A 12,790-nucleotide genomic window follows, 5' to 3' on the forward strand; every position below is an offset into this window, starting at 1 on the left:
ATTATAGGCATAAATTAAAGATAATAATGATAATCAATTAGATAGGAAGTGTTATGATGAAAAAGTTAGCAACAACTTTATTAGCAAGTACTTTAATTTTAACAGCGTGTGGGAATAGCGCTGATAAGAAAGAAAATGAAGATAAAAAAGAAACAAAGGAAACGAAAAAGTCTGAAAAAGCGGATTTCTCTAAAGAAACTAAAGCTTATAAAGATTTTACAACAGAACAATTAGATAAATTCTTAGCTGATACTGAAAAGTTCGTTGAAGCGGTTAAAGCAGACGATATCGAAAAAGCTAAAGAAATTTATCCTAAAGCGCGTATGTACTATGAAAGATCTGAGCCAGTTGCTGAAAGTTTCGGTGATTTAGATCCGAAAATTGATGCACGTTTAGCAGATATGAAAGAAGAAAATAAAGAAGACGAATGGTCAGGTTACCACAAAATTGAAAAAGCATTATGGGAAGATAATACAACTAAAGATATGGCACCAGTTGCTGATCAATTATTAAAAGACACTAAAGAGTTACGTGCAAAAGTAGATACAGTAGATGTGACACCTAAATTAATGTTACAAGGTTCAATCGACTTATTAAATGAAGTATCTAGCTCAAAAATTACAGGTGAAGAAGAAATTTATTCACACACAGATTTATATGACTTTAAAGCAAACATCGAAGGGGCAGAAAAAATCTTTGAAATATTTAAAGATAAAGTAGCAGATAAAGATAAAAAGCTTGCTGATACAACTCAAGAAAGATTCGATAATGTTAATAAATTATTAGATCAATATAAGACTAAAGATGGTGGATATGAAGACTATACGAAACTATCTAAAGATGAAACGAAAAAACTTTCTGAAGCTGTTGATAAATTAGGGGAATCTTTAAGTCAAATGGCTGTTATTACGGAGTGATGATTGATGTCTAATAATGAAAATCATATAGCTAGAAGAGATTTTCTAAAACTCGCTGGTGTTGGTGGTGCAGGTCTACTGATAGGTTCTACAGGTGTAGGCGGTACTTTTCTTGCATCTCAATACTTTGCTAAAGATAAAACAGGCGTAAAAAATAAAATCAATTTCTATGGTAAATATCAGTCTGGCATCACGACAGAACAACAAAAACACATTTACTTTGTCGTTCTAAGCATTAATAAAATGTCAATTTTAGATGTTAAAGAAATGTTTAAAGTATGGACAAATTATAGTGTTCATTTAATGAATGGTGAATATGTAAAAGAGATTGGTAAAAACAAAATGTTACCAAGTCCAGATACAGGGGAGACGATTGGCTTAGACGCCAGTCGTCTGTCTCTTACTTTTGGTATAAGCCCTTCATTCTTTGAAAAAGTTGGATTGAAAAAGCATAAACCAGATTTATTAAAAGATTTACCACATTTTCCTAAAGATCAAATTGATGAAGACTATTCAGGTGGAGACATTTGTATACAAGCATGCTCAGATGATCCACAAGTTAATTTTCATGCCATTAGAAATTTAATTAGAGTGGCTAAAGGTGAAGTTTCAATGAAGTGGAGCCAAGCAGGATTTAACTCATTTGAAGAAAAGGATGGTAAGAAAGAAACACCTAGAAATTTATTCTCTTTTAAAGATGGAACAGGTAATCCTAATGTCCAAAATAAAAGTGATTTGAATGAATACGTCTTTATACAAGATGGTTGGGCTAAAAATGGTTCATATTTAGTCGCAAGAAGAATTCAAATGTTGTTAGAAACATGGGATAGAACGGCTTTAGGTGAACAAGAAGCCACATTTGGTAGATACCGTCATTCTGGTGCGCCAATTGGTAAAGAAAAAGAATTTGATACATTTGACCCTGATATAAAAGATAAAAATGGCGAGAACTTGATAGAAAAAGAATCGCATGTCAGTTTAGCAAAAGCATCTAAAACGAATTTATTAAGAAGATCTTTTTCATATTCAGATGGTATAAACGCAAACACAGGTGCTTTTGATGCAGGATTACTCTTCCTAGCATTTCAAAAATCACCGGAACAATTTATTAAAATCCAAAATAAAATGGGTGCTATTGATAAATTAAATGAATATATTACACATCGAGGTTCAGGTATTTTTCTATGTTTACCAGGTGTCCAAGAAGGAGGATATTTAGGTGAAACGTTATTCAATCGTATTTAGTTTAGTTGCAATACTATTTATGCTACTATCTTTGACCGCTAAAGCAGAAACGAGCTTAAGCGATATTTATATTAGTGTGACAGATGCCAAATCTGCGATACAAGATAAAGACGAAAAGGCATTCGACAAGCATTTCAAAGAGATTAAAGATAATTGGCAAAGTACGAATAAAAAAGACCATAAACTTGTGAAAAAAATAGATCAAGATATCGAAAAAATTGAAAAAACAACGTCTCAAAAAGATAGAGAAAGTGCGCTAAATACACTGACTTCTGATTTAATTGATTATGAAAAAGTATTAAATCCTGTTGATAAAAAGAAGAAACGAGATCAGTTACAAAATGAAATGCAGCCATTGATTAAAAATATAACAAAGGCGATCTCAGATAAAGATTTTGAAAAAGCAAAAACGATTAACAATCAATTAAATGCGACTTGGACAAAGAATGAAAAAATTGTTCGAGAAGAAGATATTGGCAGATATGGTCAAGTTGAAACTGCATTAATGTTTACAAGAATTGAATTAACGAAAGATAAAGTAGATGCGAATAGTGCACAAATGCAAGTCGATCAATTGAAAAAAGAACTTGATGATTATCATGCAGGGAAAAAATCAGATGCTAAAACAAGTGATCAAGATGTTAACATTTTAAATGAACATTTAGATACTGCGATTAAAAATATCAAAAATGATGATTTAGCTAAATCAAAGCAAGCGTTACAACAATTTATTATTGCATGGCCAAATGTTGAGAGTGAAATTAGCACGAGAAATGGTGCGTTGTACACTAAAATAGAACAAAAAATTCCTCAATATGCAGGTCAACTTGATGAAGATAATAAAGATGATATTGGTAGCCAATTAGAAACGCTCAATCAAGAAATTAAATCAACCATTTCTAAGACGAGCTATACATTTTGGGATGCAGCTTTAATCTTATTACGTGAAGGTGTAGAAGCACTGCTCATTATAATGGCGTTACTTACTGTAACACGTAAATCTGAACAAACAAAAGCATCAAGATGGATTGTTACAGGTAGTGTCATTGGTATTGTATTAAGTATTGCGTTAGCTTTCATATTTAAAGCGATATTTGAAAACTTAGGTTCAACAAGAGAATTAACAGAAGGTTTAGTAGGTATTGGATCTGTGATATTAATGATCATCGTAGGTATCTGGTTGCACTCTAAATCTAGTTTAGATTCGTGGCAGAACTTCATCAACAAAAATATGGATAAAGCTATGTCTACAGGAAGTATCGTTACTTTCGGGTTAGTCGCTTTCCTATCCGTATTTAGAGAAGGTGCAGAGACGATTATCTTCTATTTAGGTATCGTTGGGAAAATCTCAACATGGTCATTAATATTAGGTATAATCGTCGCATCCGTCATACTGTCGTTAATCGCAATCTTCTTTAACCAAATTACAAAATGGATACCAATACATCGCTTATTCTTAATCATGTCATTATTCATATTTATATTGGCATTTAAAATATTAGGCGTAAGTATTCATACATTACAAATATTAAACATAGTACCACAACATACAATTAATCACTTACCATTTATAGACTTAATAGGATTTTATCCAACATACGAAACATTGATACCACAATTAGCATTAGTCATTTTAGTTGTGATTTACTACACAATGAGTAAGAAAAAATAGAGTAATTTTAAAACGCTAAGACAAGCCATTTGTCTTAGCGTTTTTTAGTTTGTCATCAAAGACTTAAAATTTAGTGGCATTTTTTATGCGCATGCTTTCCGTGGGCATGTTCTCAGCCTGTAGTCTTCGAATCATGCTGTTCCCGCAGGAGTCAGCGCTAAAAAATACCATTTGAAATGATTTATGTTTCAGATGTAGTACTTAAAAATCAATTTAGTTTTCGTGGTAATTGACATAATAAACTTGATCAATAAATTCTTGTATGAGTTCATCTTCATATTTGTCTGCTAACTTCTCACTCATCTTTTCATCTAAAATTATATTGTCACTTATATAATCTTGATAATGTCCAATTTCATGTGCTAATATTCTTAAAATATTTAAATCACTATCAAAAAGTGACATTTCTTTTTTTAATTGTTCATAGCTATGTGTGGAAACGACTATTCTTGGATACTTAAATAAAGATTTGGGATATTGGAAGTAACCATAAGAATCTTCGAGTTCTTTATGCGTAATATGAATATTAACTTTTAAAGGGAATTCCAATTCTTTTTTAATGAAATTTCTAAATTGTACAAAAGCCTTCTTTAAATGAGCACTTATTTCAGAATCAAACTTCAACGTAAGTCCATCTTTATAAAGTGTAGAACTATTATTATGACAAAATAAATATTTGTAAGTTAAATAATAACTGTATTTTCTAATGTTATATTCAAATCGGTCAAAATGATCAATGAGTTCTTTATGTGTAACTTTTTCGTACTCTAAAGTATAGAATTGTGCGATATGATAATTTAAATCATATAAAATTTCAGAAAGTGCATATTCCAATCTGTTTACAATAATGTTATTGCTCTTCTTAGCCACAAGACATTCTTCAATATTATATAAAGAATAATATATATGACGATTATCAAAGTCTACTTGGCAATCTGAAAGATAACCATAAGAACTTATTGGAGCATCATGGATAATAATTTTAATGCTTTGATTTAATATGTTATTTCTATTTATCCATTTAATATAATTATTGATGCTTTGAACTATACTTATGTGATTACTTTTATTTATTACTGTTATTTTATTCATCTTCATCATCCTCAAACACTTCTTACAATAAATTATCTATACATTCCAAATATTGTCAATTGAATCTCGCAACCTTTCATGACATTTGTCATATGATATTCGTGACAGTTTGTACTTATAACGGGTGGTGTGATTTTTTATAATATAGGTAACTTATAAAGGACGGTGATGATTGTGATTGATGTTCAAAATGTAACGAAAATCTATAATCAGACAAAAGTTGTGAGTGATGTTTCTTTTCAAATTAATGAGGGTGAATGTACGGCTTTAATTGGTCCGAATGGTGCTGGTAAGTCTACTTTGATTGATATGATTATTGGGGACAGACATCCTAATGACGGGCAAATTATTAGTGATAATCAACAATTAGATAAGAAGCGGATGGGTATTTTGTTTCAAACGACGGCTTTTCCGGATGTGATGAAAGTTAAGGAGTTGTTTTATCTTTTTAAGTCTTTTTATAAAGATACGATTTCGATAGAAACTTTTAAAGAAATTACTCGATTTGATAATGATAAACTTGAACAATTTGCTGCTAAATTATCTGGTGGTGAACGCAGAATATTGGATTTTACATTATCTATTATTGGGAAACCGGACTTTGTCATTTTGGATGAGCCGACAAGTGCGATGGATACTGAAATGAGAAAGCATTTTTGGAAAGTGATTGAGGAAATGAAACAAGAAGGTAAAACGATATTTTATACTTCTCATTATATTGAGGAAGTTGAAAGAATGGCTGACCGTGTTGTTGTACTTAATAAAGGTGAGCTTGTTATGGATAGTACACCAAGAGCGATACGTCATAGCGAAAATAAAACGATGATTCAAATTCCTTTATCGAAAAAAGAAGTGGTGAATATTCTTAAAAATGTTTCGGTTGAAGCATCTAAAGATATGCTCATCATTACGACTGAAGATGTAAATCCTGTTATTAAAGCATTTATAGACTATGGCATTGATTTTAATGAGGTAGAAATTATTAAAGAGTCATTGATGGATACGATCTTTTCAAAAAATGAAGAAAGGGTTTGATGAGATATGTTATGGGCGTATTTTAAATCTGAATTGTTATTGTTAACTAGAAAAAAATCATATTTAATACTTTCGATTATGTTGCCGTTAGTATTTTATTTAATATTCACAGCACTATTGGATTTACCTAAAGAATACGAAGCTAAATTTTATAAAGAATATATGTTTAGTATGGCGACGTTCAGTTTAAGTAGTTTCTGTATCATGACATTTCCATTAGAGATGATAGAAGATAAGAAAATAGGATGGTCTAAAAATTTATTCAAAACACCTTTATCACCAAGTTATTACTATGTAGGGAAAGTAATGAAACTCATGTGCATGTTTTGTTTAGCCATTATCGCATTATTTTTAACAGGTGCTTTTTATAAAGGTGTTGAAATGTCAGCAGGTGAATGGATTGGCTCAGGATTGATGTTATGGGTTGGATCTAGCATGTTTTTATCAATGGGTGTTCTTATATCTCAAATTAAAGATATCCAAAAAGCTAGTGCTATTGCGAATATCATATATTTAGGGTTTGCTGTATTGGGAGGACTTTGGTTCCCAACAGATCAGTTTCCAGATTGGCTAAAGCACGTATCGTATGCAACACCTACTTATAATTTAAGAGAACTTTCTTTATCTGTGACAACTCAAGGTGGTATACACTTTGTTTCACTTCTTATATTGGCAATTTATTGTATACTGTTTATAAGTATTGCGTTGATTATACGTAAAAAGACGGAAGTGGTTTAATGACATTAATAGAAAGAATTAAAGAGAATCCTATAGGTTCATCAAACTTAATTTATCTCATCTTTCCGATATTGAGTTTAACAGTACTTGGTTATAAAGGATCTTTATGGAGCGGTATATTGGTTACCGCTCTATTTACGATAAGTTACTTAATGATGATTTATGTAGATTTATCTAAAAGGCGCATGCTTAGAAGAATACTTTTAATGGTTCATTTTTTAGGTATATTTTATTTTGTAGATTTTTTTAATGCTTCACATTTATTATTCTTTTTCTATGCAGCTTATATTATTCCATATGTCTTTCAAACTAAAATGAAATCTATCGAAGTATTAATGTATATTGTGTCGTTTATGATTGCTATTTATATTATTGCGGTTGATCATAGAGACTATTTAATTATTATGATACCTATGAGTATTGTCATTATATTTATTCTGTTTGGAAATTTTAAAGCGTTAGAATCTGAACAGTTAAAAGAAGAAATTAGAAGTAAAAATGAACATATCAATACGTTAATTGCTGAACAAGAGCGAAATCGAATCGGACAAGATTTACACGATACGTTAGGTCATGTATTTGCGAGTTTAAGTATTAAATCTGAACTTGCGATGAAATTAGTGGATAAAGATATTGATAAAGCGAAAGAAGAAATGGCGTCTGTGAATGAATTATCTAAAGAAGCACTTGTTAAAGTAAGAGCAATTGTAGATGATTTAAAGTTGCAATCTTTTGAAGAAGAAGTGAAGACGATGGAAACATTGTTAGAAAATGCAAACTTATCGTTTGAATTTAACAATGCTGACAGAGCTCAATCACTCAGTCCAACTCGACAATCAGCCCTGTCAATGATTTTGAGAGAAGCGGTTAACAATGTCATTAAGCATGCACAGGCTACTAAAGTAACGGGTGAAATCGTTGAAGAAAATAAACATTTAACATTGGTAATCATAGATGACGGCATAGGTATGAAACACATTGATGAAGATGATTTTAAGAGTATCAAATATCGTGTTCATGCATTAAATGGCCAATTAAAAGTAAGTAATTTAAGTAAGGGATTAAAAATGACGATCACATTGCCTAGAGGGGATGACACATTATGATATCAATTGTTATAGCAGAAGACCAAGAAATGTTACGGAAAGCCATGGTTCAATTGATGGAACTGAATGATGAATTAAGTATTTTAGGAGACTTTTCAAATGGAGAAGATGCGTTGGAAGGAATTCAAAGTCTTGAACCAGATCTAGCAATACTAGATGTCGAAATGCCTAAAATGACAGGATTAGAAGTATTGAAAAAAGTAAAAGATTCAAACTTAAATACGAAAGTCATCATCGTTACAACTTTTAAAAGACCTGGATATTTTGAAAGTGCAGTAGCAAACGATGTTGATGCATACGTATTGAAAGAACGATCAATCGATGAACTCGTTGAAACAATTAAAAATGTGATGGACGGTAAGAAAGAATATAGTGAATCTTTAATGACATCAATGTTTAAAGATAGAAATCCATTAAGCCCGAAAGAACAACTCGTATTAAAAGAAATAGGCAAAGGCTTATCCAGTAAAGAAATATCAAAAGAATTATATTTATCAGACGGCACAATTAGAAACTATACATCGATAATTATAGATAAATTAGAAGCAGATAACCGATTTGACGCATGGCAGAAAGCAATCGAAAAAGATGGATATAGATAGGTGCAAGGGTAGTAGAGGTAAGTAGAGCTTAGTGGGGAATTTCTGGACCGATACGAAAATTTACCGGTCCATAAACGAGAAATATGGACCGATAAAAGTCAAGTCCATATGTTTGTGTAATATCTTTAGAATGTAATCAACCTTTGGTTTTTTAATGAATCGAACAACTATATTTGTTTTGAAGTTTAAACAGATATAGTTGTTTGATCACTACTTATTTTTTAAAAAATAAGTAGCTTAATTAAGCGATAAATGGTCTGTTAGACTTATCAAATCTTTCTTGAATATCCATAAGTACTGCGCCAATTAATCTAAAAGCTGAATCTAGATTAGGGAATGTTTTAACTATTTTTTCTCGTTTTCTGAGTTGCATATTAATATTTTCAACTGAATTAGTAGTTCTTAGATTTTTATGATGTTGAGCAGGAAATCTATAGAATTGTGAGGCATCTTCGAAGCCTTCATCCAATATTTTAATAGCTTCCACATACTTAGGATTACTTTCATATTGTGCAATGAATTCATCTTTGAGCTGAACAGCGTGACGATATGTTGGTGCTTGGAATATTGATTTAAGTAACATTCTAGCTTCTTTAGAGTTCTTTTTAGGAAATCTCTCTACAATATTTTTAAGAAAATGGAATGTACAACGTTGCCAAGATGAATCAATAAACTGTGACTTAATAGATTTAATAAGTCCAGAATGCGCATCAGAGATAATAAGTTCAGGTGTTGTTAAACCACGCATTCTTAAGTCTTCAAAAAACTCTGACCAAGCTAATTCTGACTCTTGATTAGAAATTTTAAAGCCAATAATGTCGCGTTTTCTATTTTCGTTGATACCCATAGCGATATAAACACCTTTAGAAACAATTTTATTATTCTCTCTTACCTTAATGTGCATAGCATCAACAAATACATACTTATACTGATGACTAACAATAGGTCTACCAGCCCATTCTTTAATTTCAGGATCTAGGTTTTTTATTACGCCTGAAACAGTTGATTTAGACACAGATTTTCCCGTTAGGGATTCCACAATTTTATTAACATTTCTAGTTGAAACACCATTAATGTATGCTTCTGTCATCGCTAAAATAAGCGATTGGTCAGAACGCGAATATTGATTAAATACTTCAGTTGTAAATTCACCGTCACGTGTTCTTGGAACTTTTAATGTCAGATTGCCAATAGGCATCAGGAAATCACGCTCATAATAGCCATTACGTTGTGCGTTTCTTCCTGAATTCTTTTGTTTATATCCAGCATTAACATACTTGTCTCTTTCCATTTCCATGTATGCATTTATGACAGTCATAGCTATTGTTTTCATAGACGCATTCATATCACTTCCAAAAATAGCACTTGCCAATTCTTCATAATCTAAGTTAACATTTAATTGAGTCATATATAGTCACCTCTACAATTTTTTCTTAGTCGATTACATTGTACCAAAGTGAGCTATATGTGGCTCTTTTTTTATTACACAATTATATGGACATATTCCCGATAAAAATAAATATCGACCCGAAAACGGGATTTTCAGTCCGATAAAAATAAATATCGACCCGAAAACGAGATTTACAGTCCGATAAAATAAAATATGATGTGAACCCAAATATTTGAACTAAACAAATCAAAATATTGGGGTGCATTCTAATGAGGAAAAAATATGAATTTAAATTCAAACTAAAACTTGTAAAAGAATATTTAGAAGGACATCAAAGTTATAGAACAATTGCTTTAAAATATGGTATTTCAAGTTGGTCTGTCCTTCGGATTTGGGTCAATCAATATAAAGAGTTTGGAGAAGAAGGTTTAGAAATAAAAAGTAGAAATACTGTTTATACTAGCGAATTTAAATTATCTGTTTTAAAATTTAGACAAGAAAATATGTTGTCTTATCAAGATACTGCGAATCACTTTAGAATTATTAATCCTATTATCATTGCCAATTGGCAACATCAATTTGATGAAAAGTGTCGTCTTGATATAGATAATAAACAAAAGGGACGATCTCACACTATGACTAAAAAACGATCTAAATCAGATAATAAAAATTTACCTTTAAATGAAAATGAACGTGAAGAACTTGAAAGACTTAGAAATGAAAATGAGACGTTAAAGGCAGGTATAGCTTATCAAAAAAAGTTACAAGCCTTGACCGACATTTACGGAAGCAAAAATCAGAAATAGTAAAGGTCATTAAGGAACTAAATGAAACATATAATATACGATTAAGTATCTTATTTAAAGTCGCTCAAATAGCTAAATCTGTATACTATTATTGGATAAATAAATTTAGTAAAGCTGATAAAGATGAAACATTGATTCAAGTAATAAAAGAAATATGTGAAGAATCAAACCATACCTATGGTTATCGTCGTGTTACACAAGCACTAAGAAATAGAGGTCTTATCGTAAATCATAAAAAAGTACTAAGAATTATGAAAGAACATAATCTAACTTGTACAAAGTTCACACATAGAGGTCGTAAGTATCGTTCCTTTAAAGGTAAAGTTGGTAAAGTAGCTCAAAATATATTAAATCGTAGATTTAAAACAAGTCTCCCATTTCAAAAAGTCGTAACAGATATTACAGAGTTCAAATTAATGAATGGTCAGAAATTATATTTATCACCTTTTATGGACTTATATAGTTCAGAGATTATCAGCTTTAAAATCTCAAGTCGTCCTACATTAGATATAGTCATCAATCCATTAAAAGAAATGATAAAGCGTCGTCCAAACCTAGATCATCGTTTAACGATTCATTCAGATCAAGGCTGGCATTATCAACATTCACAATACACTAGATTATTAAAAGACCATAAAATATTTCAGAGTATGTCTAGAAAAGGTAATTGTCTAGATAATTCAGTTATGGAAAACTTTTTTGGGTTACTTAAACAAGAAATGTATTATGGCCAAGAATTTAAAGATTTTCAGGACCTTGAACAAGCTATTCATCGATATATCGATTTTTATAATAACGAAAGAATCAAATCAAAATTAAAAGGCTTATCTCCCAAAAATTACAGGAGACAAACCTTTGAAATAATATACTAATTAAGGTTTAGATTTTTGGGTTCAGTACAGAAACAGAAAAAGACAGTTTATTCTGTTACATTCAAAATAAATGTATTAAACTATATGAAAAGAACAGGCGATTCCTTCCAAGATACAGCGATTAAATTTGGCCTAAATACCCCATCTATTATTGTGCGATGGAAAAAGATATATGACAAAGAAGGTGTGGAAGGACTCGAAAAGCCGAAAGGACGACCTCCCATGAAAAAGAAGAAACAGAAGAAATCTAATCAAAACCTATCACGAGAAAAAGAGTTAGAGCTAGAAAATGAAAATCTTCGATTAGAGAATGCTTATTTAAAAAAGTTGAACGCTTTTCGAGAGAATCCGAGTGCCTTTCTAGAAAAGCACAAGCAGCAGTGGCATTCGAACTCAAAGAAGAAGGATTCAAATTAAAAGATATCTTAGTAAAGGTTGGTATACCAGAAGCAACCTATCATTACCATGCCAAACAATTACAAAAGGAAGATTTAGATAAAGGTTGGAAGAAAAAGATCATTGAACTTTTTCAAAAACACAACGGTAAATACGGCTATCGTCGTATATATTTAGCTTTGAGAAATCAAGGTTATCTCATTAACCATAAGAAAGTACAACGAATTATGCGAGAACTAGGATTAAAATGTCAAAAATTCACACGTAAATCACGCTATCAATCATACAAAGGTACAGTTGGTAAAGTGGCTGAAAATCGCTTGAATCGTAGATTCCATACATCTATTCGACTTCAAAAATTAGTGACAGATATCACTGAATTTAAATGTGCTGAAGAACAAAAATTATATCTCAGCCCTATTATGGATTTATACAATGGGGAAATCATTTCTTATGGTATATCCAGAAGACCAACATTAGACTTAGTACTTCAATCATTGGATAAAGCAGTTACAATCATTAAGCATGAAGCACCATATCGTACGACGATACATTCTGATCAAGGTTGGCATTATCAGCATAATGCATGGATTAGAAGATTATCGGAACAAAGGATTTATCAAAGTATGTCACGTAAAGCGACGTGTGCGGATAATGCTTCTATGGAGAATTTCTTTGGCATCATGAAGCAGGAAATGTATCATGGAGAAGAACTTGTTAACTATGAAACATTAAAAAGAAGAATTGAGGATTACATCTATTGGTATAACAATGAACGTTTGAAATTAAAATTGGCTGGACGAAGTCCAGTACAATACCGAACTCAATCCAGCCAATTAATAGCATAATGGAAACTCTAACTTTGGGGGGTCACTACCAAATGGTTGGAATTTTTTTATTATATGGAGGAATTAATTAA

Annotated in this window: 13 protein-coding genes; 11 read left to right on the forward strand and 2 right to left on the reverse strand. The window is 31.2% G+C overall.

The genetic code is table 11. The features are described 5' to 3' along the window. Positions 1–56 precede the first annotated feature (56 nt). From efeO to MUA60_RS02920, 3 genes are read left to right on the forward strand one after another with little or no spacing between them, the layout of a single operon-like run. A complete protein-coding gene (gene efeO / locus MUA60_RS02910) occupies positions 57–917 on the forward strand; it encodes an iron uptake system protein EfeO (RefSeq protein ID WP_262649618.1) in 861 nt (286 codons plus the stop codon). Between the two features lie 6 nt (positions 918–923). Continuing rightward, entirely contained in the window at positions 924–2,162 is a 1,239-nt protein-coding gene (efeB, locus tag MUA60_RS02915) for an iron uptake transporter deferrochelatase/peroxidase subunit (protein ID WP_262649620.1), read from the forward strand. Then, entirely contained in the window at positions 2,137–3,834 is a 1,698-nt protein-coding gene (locus tag MUA60_RS02920) for an FTR1 family iron permease (protein WP_262649621.1), read from the forward strand. Before efeB ends, MUA60_RS02920 begins: the two co-directional genes overlap by 26 nt. 213 nt (positions 3,835–4,047) lie before the next feature. Here the strand turns inward: MUA60_RS02920 and MUA60_RS02925 are convergent, their stop codons facing one another. Further along, positions 4,048–4,926: a hypothetical protein gene (locus tag MUA60_RS02925; RefSeq protein ID WP_262649622.1), complete on the reverse strand. Its 879-nt coding sequence runs from the start codon at positions 4,924–4,926 to the stop codon at positions 4,048–4,050. A gap of 168 nt (positions 4,927–5,094) precedes the next feature. Between MUA60_RS02925 and MUA60_RS02930 the strand changes: the two genes are divergently transcribed. The 4 genes from MUA60_RS02930 to MUA60_RS02945 are packed head-to-tail and all read left to right on the forward strand — an operon-like array spanning position 5,095 to position 8,407. Beyond that, a complete protein-coding gene (locus MUA60_RS02930) occupies positions 5,095–5,961 on the forward strand; it encodes an ABC transporter ATP-binding protein (RefSeq protein WP_262649623.1) in 867 nt (288 codons plus the stop codon). 6 nt (positions 5,962–5,967) lie between these two features. Further along, a complete protein-coding gene (locus MUA60_RS02935; protein ID WP_262649624.1) occupies positions 5,968–6,699 on the forward strand; it encodes an ABC transporter permease in 732 nt (243 codons plus the stop codon). After that, entirely contained in the window at positions 6,699–7,805 is a 1,107-nt protein-coding gene (locus tag MUA60_RS02940) for a sensor histidine kinase (RefSeq protein ID WP_262649625.1), read from the forward strand. Before MUA60_RS02935 ends, MUA60_RS02940 begins: the two co-directional genes overlap by 1 nt. Next, positions 7,802–8,407 (forward strand): response regulator transcription factor, encoded by a 606-nt coding sequence (locus tag MUA60_RS02945; protein ID WP_262649627.1) that lies wholly within the window; start codon positions 7,802–7,804, stop codon positions 8,405–8,407. Before MUA60_RS02940 ends, MUA60_RS02945 begins: the two co-directional genes overlap by 4 nt. A 241-nt stretch (positions 8,408–8,648) precedes the next feature. Here the strand turns inward: MUA60_RS02945 and MUA60_RS02950 are convergent, their stop codons facing one another. Continuing rightward, positions 8,649–9,815 carry an IS256 family transposase gene (locus MUA60_RS02950; RefSeq protein WP_107611145.1) on the reverse strand — a complete coding sequence of 389 codons (1,167 nt, stop codon included), beginning with the start codon at positions 9,813–9,815 and terminating at the stop codon, positions 8,649–8,651. Positions 9,816–10,066: 251 nt separating this feature from the next. Between MUA60_RS02950 and MUA60_RS02955 the strand changes: the two genes are divergently transcribed. From MUA60_RS02955 to MUA60_RS02970, 4 genes are read left to right on the forward strand one after another with little or no spacing between them, the layout of a single operon-like run. Beyond that, entirely contained in the window at positions 10,067–10,603 is a 537-nt protein-coding gene (locus MUA60_RS02955) for a transposase (RefSeq protein WP_262648361.1), read from the forward strand. Between the two features lie 8 nt (positions 10,604–10,611). After that, positions 10,612–11,475 (forward strand): IS3 family transposase, encoded by an 864-nt coding sequence (locus MUA60_RS02960; protein WP_262650532.1) that lies wholly within the window; start codon positions 10,612–10,614, stop codon positions 11,473–11,475. 15 nt (positions 11,476–11,490) lie between these two features. Beyond that, complete coding sequence (locus MUA60_RS02965; RefSeq protein WP_262649629.1) at positions 11,491–11,892, forward strand: helix-turn-helix domain-containing protein; 402 nt, start codon at positions 11,491–11,493, stop codon at positions 11,890–11,892. Beyond that, positions 11,856–12,719: an IS3 family transposase gene (locus tag MUA60_RS02970; protein WP_103361549.1), complete on the forward strand. Its 864-nt coding sequence runs from the start codon at positions 11,856–11,858 to the stop codon at positions 12,717–12,719. Before MUA60_RS02965 ends, MUA60_RS02970 begins: the two co-directional genes overlap by 37 nt. Positions 12,720–12,790: the final 71 nt, after the last annotated feature.

Source organism: Mammaliicoccus sciuri, assembly GCF_025561425.1.
GTDB classification, from domain to species: Bacteria; Bacillota; Bacilli; order Staphylococcales; family Staphylococcaceae; genus Mammaliicoccus; species Mammaliicoccus sciuri_A.